This is a genomic window from Pseudomonas capsici (genome assembly GCF_017165765.1).
Classification (GTDB): domain Bacteria; phylum Pseudomonadota; class Gammaproteobacteria; order Pseudomonadales; family Pseudomonadaceae; genus Aquipseudomonas; species Aquipseudomonas capsici.
The window spans coordinates 138,230-163,061 of record NZ_JAFGZD010000003.1; the positions used below are offsets into that span (position 1 = coordinate 138,230).

At 57.7% G+C, this 24,832-nt stretch carries 19 protein-coding genes; 9 read left to right on the forward strand and 10 right to left on the reverse strand.

Translation table 11 applies throughout. The features are described from left to right. Positions 1 to 121: 121 nt before the first annotated feature. A complete protein-coding gene (locus JSY17_RS05250) occupies positions 122 to 1,327 on the reverse strand; it encodes an MFS transporter (protein ID WP_206402118.1) in 1,206 nt (401 codons plus the stop codon). 111 nt (positions 1,328 to 1,438) lie between these two features. Between JSY17_RS05250 and JSY17_RS05255 the strand changes: the two genes are divergently transcribed. Both JSY17_RS05255 and JSY17_RS05260 read left to right on the forward strand, forming a co-directional pair. After that, positions 1,439 to 2,062, forward strand: a complete 624-nt coding sequence (locus tag JSY17_RS05255; protein ID WP_206402120.1) for a TetR/AcrR family transcriptional regulator — start codon at positions 1,439 to 1,441, stop codon at positions 2,060 to 2,062. A gap of 150 nt (positions 2,063 to 2,212) precedes the next feature. After that, complete coding sequence (locus JSY17_RS05260; protein ID WP_200997862.1) at positions 2,213 to 2,500, forward strand: hypothetical protein; 288 nt, start codon at positions 2,213 to 2,215, stop codon at positions 2,498 to 2,500. Between the two features lie 327 nt (positions 2,501 to 2,827). Here JSY17_RS05260 and JSY17_RS05265 read toward each other — a convergent pair whose 3' ends face one another. The 5 genes from JSY17_RS05265 to JSY17_RS05285 form a co-directional block, all read right to left on the reverse strand. Beyond that, complete coding sequence (locus JSY17_RS05265) at positions 2,828 to 3,712, reverse strand: hypothetical protein (protein WP_200997861.1); 885 nt, start codon at positions 3,710 to 3,712, stop codon at positions 2,828 to 2,830. 222 nt (positions 3,713 to 3,934) lie between these two features. Beyond that, a complete protein-coding gene (locus JSY17_RS05270) occupies positions 3,935 to 4,912 on the reverse strand; it encodes a DUF4062 domain-containing protein (protein WP_206402121.1) in 978 nt (325 codons plus the stop codon). 74 nt (positions 4,913 to 4,986) lie between these two features. Further along, positions 4,987 to 6,327 carry an HlyD family type I secretion periplasmic adaptor subunit gene (locus tag JSY17_RS05275; RefSeq protein WP_200997859.1) on the reverse strand — a complete coding sequence of 447 codons (1,341 nt, stop codon included), beginning with the start codon at positions 6,325 to 6,327 and terminating at the stop codon, positions 4,987 to 4,989. A gap of 11 nt (positions 6,328 to 6,338) precedes the next feature. Next, positions 6,339 to 8,486 carry a type I secretion system permease/ATPase gene (locus JSY17_RS05280; protein WP_206402141.1) on the reverse strand — a complete coding sequence of 716 codons (2,148 nt, stop codon included), beginning with the start codon at positions 8,484 to 8,486 and terminating at the stop codon, positions 6,339 to 6,341. 166 nt (positions 8,487 to 8,652) lie between these two features. After that, positions 8,653 to 10,008, reverse strand: coding sequence for a TolC family outer membrane protein (locus tag JSY17_RS05285; protein WP_117185268.1), 1,356 nt, complete (start codon positions 10,006 to 10,008; stop codon positions 8,653 to 8,655). A gap of 418 nt (positions 10,009 to 10,426) precedes the next feature. Here JSY17_RS05285 and JSY17_RS25835 point away from each other — a divergent pair, with 418 nt between their 5' ends. Beyond that, positions 10,427 to 13,054: a retention module-containing protein gene (locus JSY17_RS25835; protein ID WP_206402122.1), complete on the forward strand. Its 2,628-nt coding sequence runs from the start codon at positions 10,427 to 10,429 to the stop codon at positions 13,052 to 13,054. 3 nt (positions 13,055 to 13,057) lie between these two features. On the opposite strand, the gene JSY17_RS05295 is transcribed toward JSY17_RS25835, so the two are convergent. Continuing rightward, a complete protein-coding gene (locus tag JSY17_RS05295; protein ID WP_117167387.1) occupies positions 13,058 to 13,459 on the reverse strand; it encodes a YbaN family protein in 402 nt (133 codons plus the stop codon). A 10-nt stretch (positions 13,460 to 13,469) separates the two neighbouring features. Continuing rightward, positions 13,470 to 14,057 carry a UPF0149 family protein gene (locus tag JSY17_RS05300; RefSeq protein WP_117167386.1) on the reverse strand — a complete coding sequence of 196 codons (588 nt, stop codon included), beginning with the start codon at positions 14,055 to 14,057 and terminating at the stop codon, positions 13,470 to 13,472. A gap of 177 nt (positions 14,058 to 14,234) precedes the next feature. Between JSY17_RS05300 and recQ the strand changes: the two genes are divergently transcribed. The 3 genes from recQ (at position 14,235) to JSY17_RS05315 (ending at position 19,155) form a co-directional block, all read left to right on the forward strand. After that, positions 14,235 to 16,364 (forward strand): DNA helicase RecQ, encoded by a 2,130-nt coding sequence (recQ, locus tag JSY17_RS05305; protein ID WP_200976642.1) that lies wholly within the window; start codon positions 14,235 to 14,237, stop codon positions 16,362 to 16,364. A 91-nt stretch (positions 16,365 to 16,455) separates the two neighbouring features. Next, on the forward strand, positions 16,456 to 16,890 hold the full coding sequence (locus JSY17_RS05310; RefSeq protein ID WP_117167384.1) for a MarR family transcriptional regulator: 435 nt from the start codon (positions 16,456 to 16,458) through the stop codon (positions 16,888 to 16,890). A gap of 84 nt (positions 16,891 to 16,974) precedes the next feature. Next, positions 16,975 to 19,155 (forward strand): FimV/HubP family polar landmark protein, encoded by a 2,181-nt coding sequence (locus JSY17_RS05315; protein ID WP_206402142.1) that lies wholly within the window; start codon positions 16,975 to 16,977, stop codon positions 19,153 to 19,155. 74 nt (positions 19,156 to 19,229) lie between these two features. On the opposite strand, the gene JSY17_RS05320 is transcribed toward JSY17_RS05315, so the two are convergent. Then, the gene (locus tag JSY17_RS05320) at positions 19,230 to 19,640 is read right to left on the reverse strand and encodes a PA2817 family protein (protein ID WP_117167382.1); all 411 of its coding nucleotides are present in this window, start codon (positions 19,638 to 19,640) and stop codon (positions 19,230 to 19,232) included. A 76-nt stretch (positions 19,641 to 19,716) separates the two neighbouring features. Continuing rightward, positions 19,717 to 22,164, reverse strand: coding sequence for an acyl-CoA dehydrogenase (locus JSY17_RS05325; RefSeq protein ID WP_206402123.1), 2,448 nt, complete (start codon positions 22,162 to 22,164; stop codon positions 19,717 to 19,719). A 160-nt stretch (positions 22,165 to 22,324) separates the two neighbouring features. Here JSY17_RS05325 and JSY17_RS05330 point away from each other — a divergent pair, with 160 nt between their 5' ends. The 3 genes from JSY17_RS05330 (at position 22,325) to JSY17_RS05340 (ending at position 24,828) form a co-directional block, all read left to right on the forward strand. Next, the gene (locus JSY17_RS05330; RefSeq protein ID WP_117182889.1) at positions 22,325 to 22,948 is read left to right on the forward strand and encodes a glutathione S-transferase family protein; all 624 of its coding nucleotides are present in this window, start codon (positions 22,325 to 22,327) and stop codon (positions 22,946 to 22,948) included. 162 nt (positions 22,949 to 23,110) lie between these two features. Then, positions 23,111 to 24,043, forward strand: a complete 933-nt coding sequence (locus tag JSY17_RS05335; RefSeq protein ID WP_122371375.1) for an ABC transporter ATP-binding protein — start codon at positions 23,111 to 23,113, stop codon at positions 24,041 to 24,043. Continuing rightward, positions 24,040 to 24,828: an ABC transporter permease gene (locus JSY17_RS05340; RefSeq protein WP_117167378.1), complete on the forward strand. Its 789-nt coding sequence runs from the start codon at positions 24,040 to 24,042 to the stop codon at positions 24,826 to 24,828. Before JSY17_RS05335 ends, JSY17_RS05340 begins: the two co-directional genes overlap by 4 nt. Positions 24,829 to 24,832: the final 4 nt, after the last annotated feature.

Sequence of the window (24,832 nt, forward strand, 5' to 3'; positions counted from 1 at the left end):
CAGGCCCAAGCGCATTGCTGAAGTGGATGCATGTTTATGACCGGAGCTGCCCCTTGGCGAGGGCAGCCATCGGTCTGTTGTGTTGAAACGTCAGGTCATGCAGCGCATTGCTGCCTGTCTATCAATGACCGGCGACTATCAGGCCGGACTGTCTGTCACCGCCTGCAAAACCATGCACTCGCGCTCGCGATGCAATGGCCAGACTGAGCAGTAACAGCATCAGCAAGACCCAGGGGAAAGCACTTACGCCCCATTGGCCGAGCAAAACGCCACCCAGTAGCCCGCCACCTGCGATGGCGCTGTTCCAGACAACGACGTTCATCGACAGCGCAACGTCAGCGCCTTTACCTGCCGAGTCTGCTAGAGCGGTTTGCAGCAGCGTGGCGGCGCCACCAAAGGTCAGGCCCCAGATGGAAACCCCAACGTAAATGGCCAGGGCCGAGCCTGAAAACAGGCCGAAGAAAACCGAAACCGCTGCAAAGGTTGCAAGGCTGGCCAATACGGTCTTGCGCAGATGGCGATCAACCAGCCGGCCCGTGACCCAGATGCCCGCCAGCGCGGCGACCCCGAATGCCAGCAATACCAGATCAACGTCACTTGCCAGCCCGGCCTCGGAAACAAACGGCGCGACATAGGTGTAGAGAATGTTGTGCGCCAGCATCCAGGTGAAGACGACGCCCAGCACCGAGCGCACGCCAGGCGTAAGAAAAACCTGACGCAACGCCATGCGCTGTGAAGAGAATTGGCCAGGATAGTCCGGCACTTTGACCAGCACCCAGACGATCAGCAGCAGGGTCAGCCCGGACATCAAGCCAAACGCCATGCGCCAACCCATAAAGCCACCCAGCCATGTTCCCAAAGGCACGCCAAGGGACAATGCGATGGGCGTTCCCACCATCGCGACTGCCAGCGCACGCCCCTGCAATTGCGGGACAACCATGCGTCGTGCATAACCCGCGACAAGGCTCCAGGCCAGACCCGCCGAGACGCCCGCGAAAAACCTTGCGATCAGGGTCAGCCAGTAATTGGAAGACAGCGCCGTGACGGAGTTGAAAACCAGAAAGCCGACAATGGTCATCAACAAGACGGTTCTGCGACGCCAGCTTTGCGTGGCGATGGTCAGTGGAATGGCGGCCAGCAGCGAGCCTAGGGCATAAACAGTCACCATCTGCCCCGCAAACGATGCCGAGACGCCCAGGCCGCTGCCGATTTCGGGCAGCAATCCCGCAGGCAAAGTCTCGGTCACGATGCAAATGAACCCTGTCATCGCCAGTGCCAGTAAGGCCCCAAATGGAAGTTTGTCGCTCTGTTTCTCATCGGTAGTCATTCGATTTTTCCTACTAATATACTGATCGGTATAAATATAGGGGTTGAGCAACCGGGTGGTCAATGACTTGTGTATCGATTAGTATTTAAGTAATTCTGCAGGAGAACCGACATGGCACAGATGGGACGTCCTCGCACCTTTGACCGCGACGTAGCAATCACTCAGGCAATGCATCTGTTTTGGGAGCATGGATACGATGCGACCTCTCTCAGCCAGCTCAAGGCGAATATTGGAGGAGGCATCACCGCCCCCAGCTTTTACGCTGCCTTTGGCTCGAAGCAGGCGCTGTTCAACGAGGTCATGGAACGCTACCTCGCCACCCATGGCCGGGTCAGCGACAGCCTTTTTGATACGACCCTGCCGCCCAGGGAAGCGATTGAACTGACCCTGCGCCGGTCCGCGAAAATGCAATGTGAGCCCGATCATCCCAAGGGATGTCTGGTGGCGTTAGGCCTGATGAGCGCTTGCTCGGAAGAGAGCAAAGCCATCTCCGAGCCTCTTGCACGGACGAGGAACCAGAACCGTGCGGCTATGGCTGCCTGCATCGAACGCGCCATTGCAGCAGGTGAATTACCTGCGACGGTGATGCCGGAAACACTTGCTGCGGTGTTCGACAGTTTTATCCTGGGCTTGTCGACACTGGCTCGCGATGGTGTGGCGTATGAGACGCTGGATGCGGCGGTGACGCAGGTGATGGGGGTTTGGGATGGGTTGTGTGTTGTTGCTGATGAGTAATGAGGTGGAAACTCAAACTATGGGGCTTTTTCATTAAGTATTGCTTTTGATCAGCAGCCAGACTTTACAGTGTTCGGCGGGCGGATAAATGCATTTTTGTCAAAGCCTGTTCAGATCATTCCTTTTGCATAAAACCTTGGATGACATTAGATGAAACCAACTCTTGATATAGCAGCTAATGGACATCTGATACTGGGTTTTAACGAGTTATCAGACTATTGTTGGCTATCGCTAGCTGAAAATCTCATCAGATTCCGAGGGTTCAAAAGATTGGGCTCACCTGTCATAAGTGTTGATGAAAAAATTCACCAGAGCTTCCAATGTGCCGAGTTCAGCCTCGAAGCTGGCTGGGATAATTGGTCTGGGCATTATTTGCTTTCTGACTCCGTGGCAGGTGATTTCTTTCTGCAAGATTTTTTCGACCAAATCCGCTCCTGACAGGCAACTAAAATTATTCGATTTGTAGAGGAGGTTTGAACGATTTTGGATTGATGAGACGAGCAGAGCTGTTGAGTGGAAGAGGATTTAAGAAGTTTTAATCTTGATCGTTACTTTGCCCGAACGTAGATGTATGGTTTAATTTCTGTAATTAAATTGCTTTTATGTTTTTGGCTGGGGCGAAAGCTCAAGAAATGCTGAGTGCGAGCGTGATGCCATAACGTTGATTGTGTTATTTATTACCGATTCCTTGTCTTGCCATGGCCAATGTTGCCCTTTCAGAAGTGGATAGAAAAATGGTGGATATATAAATTTTTTAAAGTTTTGTTAGAGTTTGTTGTATGTGATCTTGCATATTGATATTAGCTTTTTGCTGTCAGAGTCTTTACCAAGACCATGGCGAGGGAGCCAAGTAGCCATATTGGCCAAGACTGCTTTGTTACGAATCTGCTTGGCAATTTTTGATAATCTCTCACATGAGGTTCGGTGCTCAGGATACCCAATAGAGTTAATGAATGTCGCAACCAATAGGTGGAGAGAAACTAGACGGTCCCAGCGCAGACGATTTTCTGTCGGTGATAACCCTTGAAAGAATGCGAAAACAGGGTGAATTTTTTCGCCAAGTTCTAGCATTGCATTAGCTCTAAGAGTCGTTCCATTTTCGTCAATGCATATTTCGCAGTAGTCGCGTAGTGTGTCAGAGAAAAAGTGATCTACCGCATTGAAAGTGTCGTATGGTATACCGCTAAATAGTTCCGTGTCTGTCATGCACCAATGAAGTGCTGCTACGTATTTAACGAATATTCTATCTTTCTTAGACGCAATCCGTGCATCCACATATAATGCTTGACGTTCAAAGTCACGTACAAGAGAAAAAACAGACAGAAATCGGCAAACAAAACTATTTAAATAGTAGTTTTCAGGATGCCCGATGTTATCTACTACCAACCAGCCCTTGTCGTGGTTTGCATATAAGTTCCAGAGCCGATAACTTAAGCTATTGCCAGCATGAAGCAAGCGTCCATGACTACGGCCAATAATCTCGCGGAGGGCTTTACGTTGCTCGTGATTATACTCAGCAGCAAGCTTTTTCTTATGTTCTCGAACTCGGAAAGCGTAAGAAATAAAGGCTGAAGCTATTACGGATATTAGTGAGGCTTGAAGGACTGTAGTGTTTTTTGATAAGAGCTCTGAAATCCAAGTGAAGTCCATTTTTATTACTTTCGGTTGGTGTGTGGTTTTATAGTTTAAAAATACTTTACTAAACGGTTTTTATAGGACGATTATATTGGAGTTTAAAGAGTTTTGGTTGCTACTTATATTGATTTTCATGACGGCAGGTCGAAAATAATCAGTCTCAAGATGCCGCTTTCTGTAAGGGGTTTATAGTAGATTTTTTATTTGCCTCAAGTCCTGATTTCATTACCAAACAGTCTAGATATCTGGGGAGCTCTCTAATTTCGATTTTTCAAAATACGCCAAAAAACTTAACCCTAACGGAGTTACATAACAACGACGATACTGAACGCCTGAAACCTTCTCATTATCTACTAGGCCATGAATCTGAAGTTTAGGGCTTATATTGAAAAAAATAAATTTATGGTAATCAGATATCCCCGTCTTGTTAATAACACCCGTAATAAGGTCGTCTTTTGCTACATCGAAAGCTTTTAGCAAGGATATTTCAATTTCTTTTTCTCCTTTCTCAATGTCTTTTGGTAAGTTTATTTTTGTCTTTGACAAAATATCCTTCAATTCTTCAAATTTAGTAGAGTCTGCTTTGCTTGGCACTGGAGTAGTCGACAAGCGATGCTCTAGCTGACTAATTTTCTCTTTTAGTTCAGTGTTTTCGCTGGATAACTTGCTTATTTCTTCCATCAAAGGTTTGGAGTCCACTATTTCACTTCCAGATACCCAGCCAGAAAGCTCTCTATTAGTCGAGTAGTCGGCTAAGGTTTCATGCACGCAAAGCTTAATATCTTTCAAGTCCTCGAAAAAAGAGGAGATCTTACTAAGTACTTTTGTACGAAAAAGCTTTAATTCTTTGGGGTTTTCTTTTTCCGAAAAGTCAGTGCCATGAGCTCGAATTTTGTTTTCCAAAGCCTCATCTTTAATGACGACCGCAAACATCGGTTTGTTCAGAGATGCCGCGTAATCGAATTCCAGCTCTGTATAACTTACATTTGTTGTAGGCTCTACCGCGCCATATCGCCCGCCAAGTATAAGCATATACACATCAGACTCATCAATCCACGAGTTAATGGTGTCTAATTGAGATCGATCTCCTGCTGTAAAAAGCTCCATGCCCGCAGGTATATGTCCGGCTTTTAGAATTGCACTTACCGCTGCTTGACGCTCTTCAATCAAGTCGAGATAAGTACTAGAAATAAAGATTTGTAATTTGCGTTTCATCCTTTCACCAAAAACTCTCCATTGAGTGCTGAAAAATATATAAAAAAAACTGTAAAGTCCAACGGAATCTTCCCCTACCTCTCCCTCAACGCCTCACTCCCCCCCTTCAACACCGGCTTCAACAAATAATCCATCACGCTCTTCTCCCCGGTAATAATATCCACCGTCGCCACCATCCCCGGAATAATCAGCAACGGCTTTTCATCTCCGCCCAAATGATTCCGGTCGGTCCTCACCTGAATCAGGTAAAAACTATTCCCCTTGTCATCGGTAACCGTATCCGCCCCGATCATTTCCAGCCGGGCAGGCAGCCCGCCATAAATCGTGTAGTCATAGGCGCTGAATTTGACCATCGCTTTCTGCCCCGGATGCAGAAACGCAACATCCTGCGGACGTACTCTGGCTTCGATCAGCAGGTTGTCTTCCAGGGGGACGATTTCCAGCAGGTCGCTGCCGGGCTGGACGACGCCGCCGATGGTGTTGATCTTGAGGGTCTTGACGATGCCGCGTACCGGGGAGGTGACGGTGGTGCGGGTCATGCGGTCGTCGATGGCGATGCGGTTGGCGCTGATTTTGGCGAGGTCGGCGCGTTTTTCGTTGAGTTCGCGGGAGGCTTCGCTGCGGAAGGTCAGTTCCGATTCCTGGATTCTGCTTTTGATTTCGTTGATGGCGGCTTCGGCGCGGGGGATGGCCAGGGTGTTGGCGTTCATCGAGCCGCGCATTTCCACGGCGTTGCGTTTGAGGCGCAGGATTTCCACGGGCGAGACGGCGCCTGAGCCCACCAGCGGGATCGACATGTCGAGTTCCTGCTGCACCAGCGCAAGGCTGTTGCGGAACTGTTCCTGGCGGGCGCGAAACTCGGCCAGCTCCTGGGTCTTTTGCCTGAGTTGTTCGTTGAGGGTGCGCTGTTCGCCGTCCAGGCGTCGCTGCCGGGATTCATGCAGCGCACGCTCATCGGCGGCGACTTGCGGGGCTTTGTCGAGCAGTTCCTGGGGCAGGAGCAAGGGCCGTCCTTCGGCTTCGGCGGCCAGACGTTCGACCTGAGCGGTGAGGGTCAGGCGATCCACTTCGCTTTCGCCCCGATTGGACAGAAAGCGGGTGTCGTCCAGGCGCAGCAGAGTATCGCCCTTGTTCACCACCTGGCCTTCGCGCACGAATATCTCGGTGACGATGCCGCCTTCCAGGTTCTGGATCACCTGGACCTTGCTGGACGGAATGGCCTTGCCTTCGCCGGTGGTGACTTCCTGCAGTACGGCATAGTTTGCCCAGATCAGAGCGGTCAGGATCAATGCGGTGGCGACCCAGACCGTGAGGCGTTGGGCGTCCGATGAGTCTTGCTGCAGGGCGCTGTTGCGTTCGTTCATGAACGCGAGTTCGGGCCTGAAGCGACGGCGCAATCCGTAGGTGACTGGCATGATAAGGCTCCTCAAACAGGCGTCGGGCCGGCCTGGCCCTTGCGCAGCGCTTCGATCACGGCCGCCTTGGGGCCGTCGGCCACCAGCTTGCCGTTGTCCAGAACCAGCAGCCGATCCACCAGGCTCAGCATTGACATGCGATGGGTGACCAGCAGCAGGGTTTTGCCAGGTATCAGTTGATGCAGATGTTGGCGCAGGGTGTCTTCGCTGGCGTTGTCCATGTGGCTGGTGGGTTCGTCCAGCAGCATGATCGGCGGGTCGCGCAGTAGCGCCCGGGCCAGCAACACGGCCTGACGCTGGCCACCGGACAGCAACTGGCCGCGCTCCCCTACGGGGCGGTCGAAGCTCTGAGGATGTTGAAGGGCCAGTTCGTCGACGCCGGTAAGGCGTGCGACTTCCAGCATGCGGGCGTCACTGGTGTGGCGGGCACCGAGAGTGAGGTTGTCGCGCAGGCTGCCGGCCAGCAGCGGCAGGTCATGGGCGACATAACCGATCTGTTGGCGCAAGGCGGTGATTTCCAGTTGCCGCAGGTCGAGGTTATCCAGCAATAACTGGCCTTCGTCGGGTGTGTAAAAGCCCATCAGCAGGCGCGCCAGCGTACTTTTGCCCGAGCCGCTGCGACCGATGATGCCGATCCGTTCGCCCGGTTCGATATTGAAGCTGATGCCGTGCAGGGCCGCTGCGCTTTGCTGGCCATAGGCGAAGCTGACGTTGCTGGCTTTCAGCGCGCCCTTGAGTGGCGGACATTGCAGCGGACGCTGGTGGGTGTCTCGCTCCTGAGGCAAGGCCATCAGCGTGTCGGTGCTTTTCATGGTCAGTTGCGCCTGTTGATAGCGGGTGATCAGCCCGGCGATCTGGCCCAGTGGCGCGAGTACGCGACTGCCCAGCATGTAGGTGGCGACCAGTGCGCCGACGCTCAGGTTGCCAGCGATAATGCTGTAGACCCCGGCGACGATGGTTGCCATGCCGCAGAACTGCTGGATAAACAGCGTGCTGTTGCTGGCCAGCGCGGCCAGATGCCGGGCGTGGTTGTCCAGGCGGGTGAGAGCGCCGTGGGTGCTTTCCCACTGATGCTGACGCTCGCCTTCGGCATTGCAGGCCTTGAGGGTTTCCAGGCTGCCGAGGGTTTCCACCAGCAGGGCCTGCCGCGCTGCGCCCAGGCTCAGGCTTTTTTGTACGGTGTCGCGCAGCAGTACCTGGATGGTCCAGGCAAAGGCCACGGTCAGTGGGAAGGCGATCATCGGGATCAGCACCAGCCAGCCGCCCAGCAGGCCGATAACGCCGAGCATCAACAGTGCGAAGGGCAGGTCGATCAGGCTGGTGAGGGTGACGGCGGTCAGAAATTCCCGAAGTCCCTGAAAGTCATGAATGCTCTGGGCAAAGCCGCCCACCGTGGCCGGGCGGTTTTTCAGGTGCATGCCGATGATGCGTTCAAACAGGGTTGCGGAGAGAATCAGGTCGGTCTTGCTGCCGGCCCGATCCAGCAGACGGGCGCGGATCAGGCGCAATCCCAGCTCGAACAGAGTGCCGACCAGCAGCCCGATCGCCAGCACCCACAAGGTGGCGGTGGCCTGATTGGGCACGACGCGATCGTAGGTTTGCATGACGAACAGAGGCACCATCAGGCCCAGCAGGTTGATCAACAGGCTGGCAAGAATGGCATCGCCGTAGAGCCCGCGAGACTGTTTCAGGGTGTCGCGAAACCAGGTCTTGACCCTCGGCAGCAACGGGGTGCGCAGTTGCTCCAGTTCATGCAGCGGACGGGCGAACAAGGCCTGGCCGCTGTAGTGACGGGCCAGTTCTTCCCGGCTGATCCATTGTTCGCCGCCCTCGTTTTCACAGGGCAGGATCAGCGCTTGTCCGTCGTCGCCCCAGCGGCTCAGGACGGCGCAGCGCTGATGGTCGAGCAACAGCAGAACGGGCAGGTTCAGGCTGTCGATGGCGTTCAGTTCGCGTCGCAGCCAGCGAGCCTGCAAGCCGGCATTGGCAGCGGCCCGAGGCAGTTGCGCACTGCTCAAGCGCTGCCGGGCCAACGGCAGCCCGGCACTCAGGCTGGCGCGGCTGGTGGTGCAGCCATGCAGGTTGCAGAGGATCAGAAGGCCATCGAGCAAGGGATCGTCGTCGTTCGGCGCAGGGTCGAGAGTGGCGGACAGTTCCATACGATTCACAGGTGGACTCCCATAGAACAGATGATTCAACGTGTGGGAGGCAGCTTGCTGGCGAAAGGACCAGTAAAACCGGCATATAGGCAGCGTCTGCACATTGAAGGCGTCGCCAGCAAGCTGCCTCCCATAAAGCGGATCGGATTGATCCGGGTGGTTGTATTTATTTCAGCGATGGCAAACGAGCCTGGTTTTCCACTTCGTTCAGTGCCACCGCTTCGGCAGGCAGGACGACACGCTGTTTGCGCAATAACTCTCCTTCGCTGGCCAGGACCCGATACATGGCCAGTTCTTCGGTGTAGCGCACTTCGGTGTAGCGGCGGCTGGCGTTGTAGAGTTCGTTTTCGCTGTCCAGCAGGTCGAGCAGGGTGCGTTGGCCCAGGCCGAACTGGTCCTGGTACGCGGCGCGTACGCGGGTTGTGGAGGTCACGTAGTCACGGGCAATCGGGGTTTGCAGGCGGGCGTTGTCCATGGCATTCCAGGCCAGCGACATGTTTTCGTTGAGCATGCGCAAGGCGTTGTTGCGGATGTCCAGGGCCTGGCCGGTCTTGTAGGCGTTGGAGCGCAGGCGCGCCTTGTCACGGTTGCCGTTGAACAGGTTGTAATTCATCACCACGGCGGCCCGCCATTCCTTGTCGTGGCCTTCCTCGCCTTGCAGGTTGTCATTGGCACCTACGGCCAGTTCGGCATCGAAGCGTGGGTAGAAAGGTGCCTTCGAGCTTTCATATTGTTTCTCGGCGGCCTGCACATCGGCCTGGGCCGATTTCAGATACGGGTTGTTGAGCAGCATGCTCTGCTGGGCATCGGACAGGCTCAGCGGGATCTCGCCCTTGATGGACGGCGGGGTTTCCAGTTCGTCCGGCAAGCGGCCCACGGCACTGGCGAAGCTGGCTTCGGCATCGGCCAGTTCCACCTGGGCGGTATGGAAGTTGTTCTGTGCCAGTGCACGGCGGGCCAGGGACTGGTCGCGATCCGCTGCGCTGCCCACGCCACGTTCGCTGCGCAGGATGATCTGGTCATTGATGCGCAAGTGCGCCTGCAGGTTATTGCGGGCCAGGGTCAGCAGTTCACGGCACTTGAGCACGTCGAGATACACCTCGATGGCGCGCAGGGCGAGGCTCTGGGAGGTGCCTTGCACGTAGTAGGCACGGGAGTTGACCACCGCTCGGGTGCGGCCCACTTCGTTAGGGGTATTGAAGCCGTCGAACAGCAACTGGCGCAGGCGCAGCTCGGACTGGGTGTAATTGAGGATCTGCGAGTCATGGCCATAAAGAGCGCGGGTGCTGGGGCTGTCGGTCTTCTGTCGACCGTAGGCGGCCACTACATCGACTGTGGGCAGGTAGCCGCCTTTAGCAACGTTCAGTTCTTCACCGGCAGACAGTCTTTCGTTCTTGCTGGCCTGGATTTCCGGGTGGTGGTCAAGGGTGTTCTGGATCGCTTCGGTCAATGTAATGGCTTGCGCTTGCGCACAGGCCACCGCAAGCACGACGGCGCTGTAAAGCGGTGTCAAATCGCGCATGAATACGTCTCCCTTCGTAAAAGTGTTCTGCTGGTCAATAAAATGACTTTTTCGTGCGGTCAGCCGTGTCAGGCTTGTAACAACACAGCTAAGAACAACTTTTGAGAAAACTCAGACGTTTTTTTCATATGCCTTATGCCGAAAAAAACTTATGCAGTTTTCCGAATAGCGACGATGGTTGTTTGTGTCATGCCCTTTTATTCAGCCACTTAAGTGCGGTTTTTCTGGTTTTTTGGCTTTCGACGGAATTATGTCGGCATGTGAGGCACATGAAATTGCATGTGAAAACAACAGATTGATCAGGCGACGATTTTCTGTCGCGAAAAGGTTGTCGGAGTTTTATCTGTTGCGCGGGTGAGGCAATTCAGGAGCAGATCCGAGGGTTTCGGGTTCGATCGTTACGAAAAATGGAGTGAATATGGCCAGGGTGATCGGTACGGTACGACAAGCGGTGGGCGATGTTGTAGCAGTGTCGAGCAGTGGTACTCAGCGTGTGTTGAGTGAAGGTGATCGGGTATTTGCAGGTGAGCAACTACAGACCGGCACAACCGGTGCCATGGTCGTGCAGCTTGAGGGCGGCGGTGAGCTGACGTTGGGGCGCGAAAGCCGTCTGTTGCTGGATACCTCTCTTCTCGACGGCCAGCCCGCTCATGTGGAAACCCTCGACCCGATCACCCCGACACTCGGGTTGTTGGCGTCAGTCGAGCAGGCCACGGGGCTGGATGAGGAGCCTGTGCAGGGCGGCGATGAAGCGGTCAGCGCAGAGGGCGGCGGACATACCGCCGTGATTCTCACTGAAACAGGTGCAGAAGTGACGCCTGTCACAGGTTTTGCAACTCAGGGGCTGAACCTGGTGCCACTGTTTCCCGAGGGGCAGGCCGAGTTTCTGCGCGGCGTGACGAGCGATCCACCCGGCGCAGTGGTGATACCGCCGATTGTGGAACCGCCCATCACCGAGCCGCCGGTGGTAGAGCCACCTGTCGAACCGCCCGTTGATCCACCTGTAGAGCCGCCAGTGGAGCCTCCCATCGATCCGCCAGTCGAGCCCCCCGTGGATCATTGCGTCAAGGTGTCGTGCAGTGCTCTTACATTCAATGAAGCCAACCTGTGCGGCGGTTCGCAGCCCGATGCCGGAAAGCTGACTCAGCAGGGTACGTTCACGGTCAGTGCGCCTGACGGGTTGCAGTCCCTGACGGTCGGCGGTATCGAGGTGGTGGTGGCCGGTGTCGTGATGGGCTTTCCCCTGACGGCCCTTACGGCTCTGGGCAACAGACTGAGCATTACGGGGTACGACCCGCAGAGCGGGGTGGTCAGCTACAGCTACACGCTGCTCGATTCGCTGGAACACCCCGAAGGCGAGGGGGCCAATCTTATTGGTGAACAGATCGAGGTGATCGCCACGGACCGGGACGGTGATTCAGGTTCGGCCCATCTGGATATTTCCATCATCGACGATGTGCCGCTGGCAGCCGATATCGAACTGTCGGTGCCGTGCGCGCCGTCTGGCTGCGATATCGCGCCGAGCCGCGTAGTCAGTGGCAGTCTGCTGACTGGCGGGACCTTGGGTGCCGATGGTGGCTTCGTCAAATCCATCACGCTGGAGGGCGTGACCTACCTCCATGATCGCAGCGGTATCAATGTTGTGGATGAAACCGGTTGTGGCGGCTCCACGCTAGTCTGTTTCGATCCGGCCACTCGTGAACTCACGCTGCTCAGCAGCACGGGTGGAACGCTTGTGGTGAACATGGACAGCGGCGCTTTCAGCTACACGCCGGGGGCTGTGGGGAGTCCCATGACCGAGCAGATCGGTTTTGTGCTCAGCGACAACGACGGCGACCTGTCCGGCGCCGATCTGTCGATTCATATTCCGCCGTGGCAGGGGCCGCAAGCCGTGGCCGACCACATCATCACCAACATTCTGGCCCCCTGTATCGAGGTGCCGGGGGCCGTCTTGCTGGCCAATGATCGCTCGCCTCAGGGTGACCCGCTGAGCGCGACGCCGACGGTTTTTCATACCGGCTGGCGTGCACCCGGCGCGGATTTCACCGCCTGCCTGCCTGGCACCATCGAGTTCAAGGGGACGCGGGACAAGGTCGAGAATCAGGTGCGGGACCTGCAGCGCAGCGACTTTTACGTCAACAGTGCTGCGACCGCGACTGTGCTGCTCAACGGTTATCTGGGGGCCTGGCAAATCGATACCTATAGCCACCAGGACATCCTCAATATCGAACTCAAGGCCGGTGAGACCCTGACCGTCGATACCCGCTATCTGTCCGATCAGATCGGGCTGGCCTGGAAAATGGACAACAACGGCGAGTTTCAGCCTCTGGGCGAGGGCGGCACGATCACTGCCACTGAGGACAATGTCTATCGGCTGATCCTGATTCATCAGCCCGATCCGGGCGTAGTCAACAAAGGGCTCACTTATCAGATTGGCCTGACCATCGATTACAGCGCGGTGGACAGCACACCGACTTACCACGGCACTTATACCGCCAGTGACGCCCATGGCGGCAGCGATGTGGCTCCGGTCAGTATCGATTATCAGAAGGGGCATTCCCTGGTCGGCACCGATGGCGATGATGTGTTGCTGGCGGGCAGTGGAAACGACTGGCTGTATGGTGGTGATGGCAACGATCTGCTGATTGGCGGTGCCGGAAACGACACGCTGATCGGTGGCGCAGGTCAGGACACCTTCATGTGGCTGGCGGGCGATACCGGGCATGACCGGGTTGTCGACTTCACTTTTGGGGCCGACAAGCTGGACCTCTCGCAACTATTGCAGGGCATGGGCATTCAGGGCGATTCGCTGGATGACTACCTGCACTTCAAGGTGTCGGGCAGTGGCGTAGACCTGGTGTCGAGTATTGAAGTGGGGGCCAGCGGCAGTACGGCAAGTCAGACCATCGATCTGGCGGGTATCGATCTGGCCGGGCACTACGGGGTGACTACCGGAACGGGCGGCTGGGTCGCCAGTGGTGCAGATACCGCTTCGATCATCAACGGCATGCTGGGCGATCACTCCCTCAGGGTCGATACGGTCTGAGGCTCAAGGCTTGTGCAGGGTTTTCTGGCGCAGGATATAAATCGTCACCAGCACTGCACTGGCCAGCATGAAGCCGCGAGCCCAGGGCAGGGGCACCAGATAGCAGGACAGGCTGATGCTGGCCCACATCAGGCCGATGGCGTAGACCTTGCCCTTCAGGGGAATGCCGTTGCCGGCCAGATAATCACGGATCCACGGCCCGAGCCGTTTGTGATTGACCAGCCAGTTATAGAAGCGTGGCGAGCTGCGTGCGAAGCAGGCAGCGGCCAGCAGCAGAAAAGGCGTGGTGGGCAGTACCGGCAGGAAAATCCCGATGACGCCCAGGCCTACGCTTGTCCAGCCGACAGCCACCAGCAGATAGCGCACCAACCGGTGACGGCTGGTGCGCGGCAGGTCTTGCGCCATAGGCGCCGACTCAGTGGTGACGAGGCTTGAGGATTGCCGGTTTTTCGTCCGGGGCCTGGCACAGCAGGTACAGGGCGGTGAGGGCTTCGGGGATCTGCACGATCATGTCGTCCATCAGGTTGGCGTCCGAAGCAATGTCGGAGAACTCCGGTTGTTCGTCGAACAGGCCCGAACCGACCATGATCGGCAACAGCATTTCGCTGACTTCTTCCTCGGCGCTTTCGAACCAGGCGTTTTCACGCAGGAACACACCTTCCATGAAGCCGATGCACCAGCCGCGCAGGTCGGAATCGTCCGGCTCGTCGCCCAGATCCAGGTCGCAGGGAAGCTCGAACTCTTCGTCGGAAGCCAGTTGGCGGGCGATATGCGCCTGCAGCAGGCTCAATGTGGTTTCGATCTCGATGCGCTGGGCTTCGCTGGCGTAATGAGGTGGTTCGGAGAACAGTGCATCGATCCACTCACGTTCCGGAACCTGTTCGGAACAGATGGAAATGGCGGTCAGATAGCCATGAGCGGCCACGTAGTCCAGTGCTTCTTCATGCAGTTCATCTGCATCGAGGAAGACTTGCAGGCGGGTGAGTTGCTCAGCGAAGGACATGGACGGACTACCTTGGAAAGAAAACAATGCTGAATTCTAGGCCCTGCGCGTCCGGGGCGCCAGCGTAGAGGTCGATCGCAGTTAATTTTGACCGCTCGTGTCCCGGTCATCCTTTGCCGTTGATCGCTCGGGTATACTGCCGCGCTTTGCAGTGCAGCAGGACAATCTGGGGTTTTTATGCTCGAACAGGCACAACGCGTACTTAAAGACATCTTCGGCTACGACAGTTTTCGTGGCCGCCAGGGTGCCATTATTGAGCGCGTGGCCAGCGGTGGCGATGCATTGGTCCTGATGCCGACCGGTGGTGGCAAGTCCTTGTGCTTTCAGGTTCCGGGCCTGTTGCGCGATGGCCTGTGCGTGGTGGTTTCGCCCTTGATTGCGCTGATGGAAGATCAGGTCTCGACCCTGGACGAACTGGGGGTTCCGGCGGCTTCGCTGAACTCGACCCTGAGCCCCGAGCAGCAGCGCGATCTGGCCCAGCGGATTCGCCAGGGCGAGGTCAAGATGCTCTATCTCGCACCTGAGCGACTGGTTCAGCCGCGCATGCTGGCGTTTCTGCAGAACCTGCAGATTGCCCTGTTCGCCATCGACGAGGCCCACTGTGTTTCGCAATGGGGCCATGACTTCCGGCCCGAATACCTGCAACTGGGGCAACTGGCCGAGCTGTTTCCCCATGTACCGCGTATCGCCCTGACTGCCACTGCCGACAAGCGGACCCGTGAGGAAATCGTCACACGTCTGCATCTGCAGAACGCCGAACGTTTCCTGTCCAGCTTCGACCGACCGAACATTTTCTACCGCATCGTGCCCAAGGAGCAGCCCCGCAAGCAGTTGCTGGCGTTTCTGTCCGAGCGGCGCAGCGATGCCGGGATCGTCTATTGCCTGTCGCGCAAGAAAGTCGACGAAGTGGCGGTGTTTCTCAGTGACAACGGCTATCCGGCACTGCCTTACCATGCCGGTCTGCCCGCCGAGACCCGTGCCCACAACCAGAAGCGCTTCCTTAATGAGGAAGGCCTGATCATGGTGGCCACGATTGCGTTCGGCATGGGGATCGACAAACCCAACGTGCGCTTTGTCGCCCATATGGATCTGCCCAAATCCCTTGAGGCGTATTACCAGGAAACCGGTCGTGCCGGACGTGACGGCCTGCCCGCCGATGCCTGGATGGCTTACGGCCTGCAAGACGTATTGATGCTCAAGCAGATGCTGCAGAACTCCGAAGGCGACGAGCGCCACAAGCGTCTGGAGCATCACAAGCTCGATGCCATGCTGGCGCTGTGCGAAGAAACCCGTTGCCGCCGCCAGACGCTGCTGGCCTATTTCGACGAAGACCTGCCCAACCCGTGCGGCCATTGCGACAACTGTGTCGACGGCGTGCAGACCTGGGATGCCACCGAGCCCGCGCGTCAGGCGCTTTCTGCGATCTACCGCACCGGCCAGCGTTATGGCGTGGGCCATCTGGTGGATGTCCTGCTGGGCAAGTCCAACGACAAGGTGGAAAGTTTCGGTCATCAGCATCTTTCGGTATTCGGCGTCGGCAAGGCGCGTTCCGAAGGCGAATGGCGTTCCCTGTTCCGGCAACTGGTGGCCCGCGGGTTGGCGGACATCGATCTGGAAGGCTACGGCGGCCTGCGTCTGAGCGACACATGCCGCCCGCTGTTGCGCGGTGAAGTCACGCTGGAACTGCGTCGCGACCTGAAACCCCAGACCACCTCCAAAGGCAGCTCCGGCAGCCCGGCCAGTCAACTGGTACGCGGCGAAGAGCGCGAACAGTGGGAAGCCCTGCGAGCCCTGCGGCGCAAGCTGGCCGAAGAACATGGCGTGCCGCCTTATGTCATCTTCCCCGATTCGACCCTGCTGGAAATGCTGCGCAGCAAGCCCGAAACCATGTCGCAGATGGCCCGGGTCAGCGGCGTCGGTGCCCGCAAGCTGGAGCGTTATGGCGAAGCGTTTCTTGAAGTGCTGGGCGGGGCGGCAGAAGCGCCTCGCGTGGTGGCTGATGTGCGCCACGAACTCATCAGCCTGGCTCGCGCCGGCATGACCCCCGCGCAGATCGCCGGGCAGTTGCAGTGCTCGGAAAAGAACGTCTACACCATGCTCGCCGAAGCCATCGGCAAGCAGCAATTGTCACTGGAGCAGGCTCTGGACCTGCCCGAAGACCTGCTGGGCGAAGTTCAGGATGCCTTCCTGGATGGCGAAGGCGAACTGCCCGCCGTTGCGGAAGTCGCCGCAATGTTCACCGGGCGTGTCCCCGAAGGCGTCCTTTATTGCGTAAGGGCAGCCTTGCAGTCCGAGTTCGAGATGTAACGCGGACGATCAAACATCACGGTGTCATGCTTGCCTGAACATCGGGAGCATGATTAGCTCGCTAATAATTAGTTTTAAATATGAGTTTCTTATGCCGCTGACTGATGAACATCGTTTCGGGATGCAACTGGCGCATATCACCCGAGGCTGGCGTGCCGAACTGGACCGCCGTCTGGCCGACCTGGGGCTTTCCCAGGCTCGCTGGCTGGTGCTGCTGCATCTGGCGCGTTACGAAGAACCGCCGACCCAGCGCGAACTGGCCCAGAGCATCGGCGTCGAAGGCCCGACCCTGGCGCGTCTGCTCGACAGCCTGGAGGCTCAGCAACTGGTGCAGCGTCAGGCAGTTCTCGAAGACCGCCGCGCCAAGAAAATCGTTCTCAGCGATGCGGCGCGTCCCCTGATCGAGCAGATCGAAACCATCGCCAATGCGTTGCGCGTCGAGCTGTTCGAAGGGCTGAGCGAAGAAGAATTGCGGGTATGCATGAGCGTACACGCACGGATTCTGGCCAATCTGGAAAGATCCTGAGGCGAGGCCACGGGTTCTCGCTCATACTGCTGACGGACAGTGAAGTCCATTACCGATTACGCCAAGATTTCCATAAGGGTTCGCATGCTCAAGAGTTCTCAGGCTGCTTTCGAGAGTGCCGGCGGCACGCAGCGCAAGGTTGCAACCAGTGTTCACAAGAGCCTGCTGGCTGTTTCTCTGGTCTTGTCGTCGCTGGGTTATTCGACATTCGCCTCGGCTCTGGGGCTGGGCGATATCACTCTGCATTCGGCCTTGAACCAGCCACTCGATGCCGAGATCGCGTTGCTGGAAACCGGCGGCCTGGGTCCAGAAGATGTCGTTGCCAAGCTGGCTTCGGCCGAAGCTTTCGCCAAGGCCGATGTCGAACGCTCGTTCTTCCTCAATGACCTGCGTTTTACCCCGGTCATTCGCGGTAATCGTGGCGTGATCCGGGTGGTATCGAGCAAGCCTGTCACCGAACCCTATCTGAACTTCATGGTGCAACTGGCCAGGCCCAATGGCGATCAGTTGCGCACCTATACCCTGTTGCTCGACCCGGCCACCACGCCGGAAGGGCAGGCCGCGATACGCAGCCGGAAACAGGAGCGCGCCGCCCAGCCAGCGCCCGAAACGCGCATGCCGGTTGCACCACCCGCGGCCCGGGAGGGCAAGCGTTACACCGTGGCCGAAGGCGATACGCTCAACGGCATAGCCCGACACGTTCAAGATCCCCAGGGCAAGGTGTCTGCCAGTCAGTTGGCCGAGGGTATCCGCGCGCTCAACCCGCAGACTTTTGCCAATGGCGCGAACTCCGCCTTGAAAGTCGGTCAGGTGTTGCTGCTGCCTGATGCCGCGGTATTGCCGAGTGCCGCTGCAACGGCTCCGGTGACAAAGACCGCATCGACCGATGCCCAGGCCGCCGAAGCCCAGCGCAATGCCGAGCAACTGGCCGCTGCTGCCATTGAGAGTCAGCAGTTGAGTCGGGCTGTGGAAGACCTCAAGGTCACCACCCAGCAGTTGCAGGAACAACTGGCAGGCAAGGACAAGCAGATCACCGCCCTGCGCGCCGAGCTGGCCCAGGCCCAGGCCAGACCCGCGGCCAACCCGGCCGTTACTCCGGCTGCGCCCGTGCCTGCGGCAACGCAACCGGTGCAGAGCGATTCCTTCATCAGTTGGCCGCTGTTGCTGGCTGCGGTGCTGATCGTCTTGCTTCTGCTGGCATTTGCCTATTCCAAACGCCGTCATCAGGTCAGGAAAGACCTGGAACCCGTCGTGGTCCCCGAAGAGCCGCTGATCAAGCCCGCCCAGTCGACCATCCTCCCGGTTTTCGAGGTGCCCGCCATTGCCGAGCCACAACCGGCTGTCGTGGCTCCAGCGCCTGTGGTCAAGGCCCCCGTTGCGTCACGTCTGGCGGGGACCGCCCCGGATGCGCTGGATGGCGTCAGCATCTATATCGCTTATGGGCGTTTCACCGAGGCATTGGGCATCCTGCGCGATGCTCTGGTCAAACAGCCGGAGCGCGAAGACATCCGCATCCGAATGCTTGAGCTGCTGGCCGAGCAGGGCGATGTTGCCGGCTTTGCCAAGGAAGAGGAAGCGGCGCTGGAGCATGGAGTCGATGCCGGGAAGATCGAGGATATTCGTGCGCGTTATCCACAGATGAAAGCCAGCGAGCCTCCTGTCGCGTCGGCTGCAGTGGTGGCAGCAGCCGTAGCGGCCCCCCTGATTCTTGAGAAGGCTTCACAACCTGAAGAACCCGCTGCCCAGCTCGACGAAAACGCTGCCGCTGCGCTCAACCCGGAGCATATCGACGAGTTCCAGTTGAACCTGGATGACCTGTCGATGGATGCCAACTGGGATCTGGTCGATCCTTTCGATGCGCCGCCAACCCGCAGCAAGACGGCCACTGAAACAACACCTGCCGCCCCGGAAGTCGATCCTGCGTTCTCCTCGAACCTCACTCAATTGCCTGAGGTATTCGAACTGCCCGAAGATCAGTTCCTCAGTGATTACTCCGAGCCTGAAGTCATCCAGCCGATTGAAGTCATCGAACCGGCCGACAGCGATGCCCTGAGCGACGAGTTTCTCGACAGCTTCATGGACGACGATTCGGAATTCGACCTGCTGGATCTGGACGAAGCGCCCCTGACCCGTATCAATGAGGCCCAGGTGCTGATCGATGAGGGCGATACGCAAGCGGCAAGGGAAATATTGCTGCAGGTGATCGAAGAGTCCGACGAGCAGCACAAGCAGATGGCGCGGGAGTTGTTGGCGGGGATCAGTTGATGCTGGAGGGGGCTTGCCCGCGACGACCCGATTGAAGGCTTGTCGCGGCCAAGACCGCTCCCACGGCATTTATCTCAATGCTTGCTGCTTTGCTCCGACATGGCCAGCAGCTGTTTCTCCTGATTCCAGTCGAAAGGCTCGTCATTCTGTTCGGCTTCGTAACGGCGCTCTTCGAGTGCCTGATACAGGTCGATTTCGTCGTCCGGCATGAAGTGCAGGCAATCGCCCGCAAAGAACCAGAGCAGGTCGCGAGGTACCAGATGGGCAATCTGCGGGTAGCGCTGGATGACCTGGCAGATGATGTCCTGACCCAGATACTGGCTTTCGATAGGGTCTTGCGGCAGAAGCGTGATCAGTTCGTCGAAGCGTTCCAGGAACAGCGCATGGCTTTCCTCGGGAACCTGGTCGGCCTCGCCCAGCGCGACCAGAATGCTGCGCAGGTGCGTCAGCAGGCTGAGATGGTGGTCGAGAGTGGCGTCGGCCATGATGTGATCCTCAAAGACAAAAAACGAGCGCGAGAGTATAAGGCTCTGCGCGCTCGCTGTGGGAATGGACTGACGCTTATCGAGTCTTGCCCGGCGTCAGCGTCAGTTGCTCCTTGTCGAAATCGTCGACATCGATCACCTTGCGGCGTGCCGCTTCCGCAGTCCTCAGGCTCTGTGCTTCGCTGGGCATCAGGATGCCAAGGCGCAGGGCGGCATCGATGGCATGTTCGCCCGGCGTTGACTGGACCTGTCCGCTCTTGATCGCCTGTTGCAGTTTCCTGTGCAGCGGTTGGGCTTCGTTCAGCAAGTCGCAGGCCTGTTGCAGTGCGGCAACCGGATCACCTTCCGCCTGTGGGCGATAGCAACCGGCCAGAAGTTCTTCCAGGGTCGCATCACCTTTGGCCCGGCCCAGCACTTGCGCGACTTCGGCACCCAGCTTGTCCGACGGGCCTTTATGGCGACGGCCGAATGGGAACACCACCACCCGCAACAGGCCGCCCAGCAGACGGTTGGGGAAGTTGCTCAGCAACTCGTCCAGTGCCCGCTCGGATTGTCCCAGGCTTTCCTCCATGGCCCAGCGCAGCAGGGGACGCAGATGTTCGGGCGAATGCTGGTCGTAATAGCGCTTGAGTGCCGCCGAGCCCAGGTACAGATGGCTCAGCACATCACCCAGCCGGGCCGACAGGCGTTCACGGCGTTTCAGTTCGCCGCCCAGCAGCATCATGCTCAAGTCGGCCAGCAGGGCGAAGGCCGCGGCCTGACGGTTCAGGGCGCGGAAATAGCCCTGGCTCAGGCTGTCGCCCGGTGCCCGCTCGAAATGGCCCAGGCCGAGGTTGAGCACCAGGGTGCTGGCCGCATTGCTCACCGCAAAGCCGATGTGCTTGAGCAACAAGGTGTCGAACTCGGCCAGGGCGTTGTCCTTGTCTTCACGACCGGCCAGGGCCATTTCCTTGAGGACGAACGGATGGCAGCGAATCGCGCCCTGACCGAAGATCATCAGGTTGCGGGAAAGAATGTTGGCGCCTTCCACGGTGATGAAGATCGGTGCGCCTTGCCAGTTACGACCCAGATAGTTGTTGGGGCCCATGATGATGCCTTTGCCGCCATGCACATCCATGGCGTGGCTGATGCATTCGCGGCCACGTTCGGTCAGGTGGTACTTGAGGATCGCTGACAGGACCGAAGGCTTCTCTCCCAGGTCCACGGCATTGGCGGTCAGTATCCGTGCGCTGTCCATCAGCCAGGCATTGCCGCCGATCCGTGCCAGTGCTTCCTGAATACCCTCGAAGGCCGACAGCGGAACATTGAACTGCTCGCGCACTTGCGCGTACTGGCCGGTTACCAGACTGGTGTATTTGGCTGCACCGGTGCCCACGGCAGGCAGCGAGATCGAACGGCCCACCGACAGGCAGTTCATCAGCATCATCCAGCCTTTACCAAGCATTTCCTGACCGCCGATCAGGTAGCTCAGGGGAATGAACACATCCTTGCCGGAGTTGGGTCCGTTCATGAAGGCGGCGCCCAGCGGCAAGTGGCGACGACCGATTTCTACGCCTGGTGTATCGGTCGGAATCAGCGCCAGACTGATGCCCAGGTCTTCTTCGTCGCCCAGCAGGTGTTCCGGGTCATGGGCCTTGAAAGCCAGACCCAGCAAGGTCGCCACCGGGCCGAGGGTGATGTAGCGCTTTTCCCAGTTCAGGCGCAGACCTATGACTTCTTCACCTTGCCACTGACCCTTGCAGACGATGCCGGTATCGGGCATCGCGCCAGCATCGGAGCCGGCCAGAGGACCGGTGAGGGCGAAGCAGGGGATATCCTCACCACGGGCCAGACGCGGCAGGTAATGATTGCGTTGTTCGTCGGTGCCGTAATGCAGCAGCAGTTCAGCCGGGCCGAGAGAGTTGGGGACCATGACCGTGGACGCCAGGTCACCGCTGCGGGTGGCCAGTTTCATGGCGACCTGAGAGTGGGCATAGGCCGAAAAGCCCTTGCCGCCATATTCCTTGGGAATGATCAGCGCGAAGAAGCCGTGTTCCTTGATATGCGCCCAGGCTTCTGGCGGCAGGTCCATGGCCTGGCCGATTTCCCAGTCGCTGACCATGGCGCAGAGTTCTTCGGTCGGGCCATCGATAAAGGCCTGTTCCTCTTCGGTCAGGCGGGCCTTGGGATAGGCCAGCAGCTTGTCCCAGTCCGGACGGCCACTGAACAGTTCGCCGTCCCACCAGACAGTCCCGGCGTCGATGGCATCACGCTCGGTCTCCGACATCGGCGGCAATACTTTCTGGAACCAAGCGAACATCGGAGCCGTGAAATACCTGCGCCGTAGATCCGGCAGTGCCAGTGGCAGCATGACCGCCAGCCACAGCACCCAGAAGACTGTCAGCAACCAGCCCGGTGCATGGCTGAAAATTCCCATCGCCAGCAGGTAGACCGCCACGATGCCCAGGGCGGGCAGCGGTTCGGTACGTCGATGGGCCAGCCAGGCAATGCCGACCACCAGAACAACAATCCACAGCAACAGCATAAGTATTCCCCCTGTGATGACATTGGCTTCTGGCAAAGGCGGTCCGCCTGGCCGATCTGCGCCGACATCGTTAGTGACCCTTCATGGTCAAGGAAGTTGCGGTGTTCTCAGGTTAGACTGGCGTGCGAACATTTTTCAGAACAATTGCCGAGGGAATGCAATGCTCAAGATCTGGGGACGCAAGAATTCCAGCAACGTGCGCAAGGCACTGTGGATTGCCGAAGAAGTGGGTGTGCCTTACGAAACCCGTGATGCCGGTGGTGCATTCGGGCTGGTGGACGGTGCCGAATACCGGGCCATGAACCCCAATGGCCGTATTCCGATGATCGAAGACGGCGACTTCGTGCTCTGGGAGTCCAATGCCATAGTGCGTTATCTGGCCGCTCTGCATGCGTCCGGCACGCCGTTGTATCCGGACGACCCCAAGGTCCGTGCCCAGGCCGACAAATGGATGGACTGGACCACCTCGACCATTGCCGCGTCTTTCAGCCCGGTGTTCTGGGGTGTGGTCCGCACACCTGCCGAAAAACAGGACTGGGACAAGATCAGGGAGGGCATCAAGACCCTGCACAGCCTGTTGAAAGTGGCTGACGATGCGCTGTCCCGCCAGCCTTATCTCTCAGGCGAAGTATTCGGCATGGGCGATATCCCGCTGGGCTGCTTTGCCTACGGCTGGTTTGAAATGCCGATTGAACGTCCCGAACTGCCTCACCTCAAAGCCTGGTATGAGCGGCTCAAGACACGACCGGCCTATCAGAAGGCGGTCATGACCCCCTTGACCTGAACATCGGGGCTACATTGGCCCTGCTGTTAATAATTACTATCAATGGATGTATCTGTACTTGTGCGACGCAGCCAAGCAACATGGCCGGGCTGCGTTGACTTGTAAGCAGCTATTTCAAGCGACACTCTTTTTTCTTTTTCCCTGATTGGTGTGTTTTTCGATATGAGTTCTGCTCTGTCCATCCGGCAGTTAACCAAAACCTACGGCAACGGTTTCCAGGCCCTGAGTGGTATTGATCTGGACGTCGCCGAAGGTGATTTCTTCGCTTTGCTCGGCCCCAACGGTGCCGGCAAATCCACAACCATCGGCATCATCTCGACCCTGGTCAACAAGACCGGCGGCACCGTGAATATCTTTGGCCACGACCTGGACCGCGAGCCTGCCGCGCTCAAGCGTTCCATCGGCGTTGTGCCTCAGGAATTCAACTTCAACCAGTTTGAAAAGACCTTCGATATTGTCGTGACCCAGGCTGGCTACTACGGCATCCCGATGAAAATCGCCAAGGAGCGCGCCGAGCAGTACCTGACTCAGTTGGGGCTTTGGGACAAGCGCGATGTGCCTTCGCGTTCGTTGTCCGGCGGCATGAAGCGTCGCCTGATGATTGCCCGTGCGCTGATCCACGAGCCGCGCCTGTTGATCCTCGACGAGCCGACGGCGGGTGTGGATATCGAACTGCGTCGCTCGATGTGGACCTTTCTGACCGAACTGAACCAGAAAGGCATCACCATCATTCTCACCACTCACTACCTGGAAGAGGCCGAACAGCTGTGCCGCAACATCGGCATCATCGACCATGGCGTGATTGTGCAGAACATGGGCATGAAGCAGTTGCTCAACACGTTGAGCGTCGAGACCTTCGTGCTGGACCTGAAGAATGCCTACCAGAGCGCGCCGCAATTGGTCGGCTATCCCTGCAAGCTGCTGGACAGCCACACCCTGGAAGTCCAGGTGGACAAGAGCGTCGGTATTACCGCCCTGTTCAGTCAACTGGCCCTGCAGAACATCGAAGTGTTGAGCCTGCGTAACAAATCCAACCGACTTGAGGAGCTGTTTGTGTCACTGGTGGAAAAGAATCTGGCGAAGGTGGCTCTATGACCGGCCAGAGCGGTGAATTTCGTCCCAACATGGTTGCACTGAACACCATCGTCTATCGCGAAGTCCGGCGCTTCATGCGCATCTGGCCTCAGACCTTGCTGCCGCCAGCGATCACCATGGTTCTGTACTTCGTGATCTTCGGCAACCTGATCGGTCGGCAGATCGGCGATATGGGTGGCTTCACGTATATGCAATACATCGTGCCGGGCCTGATCATGATGTCGGTGATCACCAACTCCTATGGCAACGTGGTGTCGAGTTTCTTCGGTGCCAAGTTCCAGCACTCCATCGAAGAACTGATGGTCTCGCCGGTTTCCCCGCATACCATTCTGGTGGGCTACACCCTGGGCGGTGTCTTGCGCGGGCTGATGGTCGGGTTGATCGTGACCCTGCTGTCGATGTTCTTTACCGACCTGCAAGTGCATCACCTGGGCGTGACGATTGTGGTGGTAGTGCTGACGGCGACCATTTTCTCGCTGCTGGGCTTCATCAACGCCGTCTTTGCGCGCAACTTCGACGATATCTCGATTATCCCGACCTTCGTGCTGACGCCTTTGACCTATCTGGGTGGCGTGTTCTATTCCATCAGCCTGCTGCCGCCGTTCTGGCAGACCGTCTCGCTGGCCAACCCGGTCCTGCACATGGTCAACGCCTTCCGTTACGGCATTCTGGGTGTTTCCGATATCCGCATCAGCATCGCTCTGGCCTTCATGGTCGTGGCGACCGTGGTGCTGTACATCGGCTGTGCCCGCCTGCTGGTGAGTGGGCGGGGTATGAGGCAGTAACCTT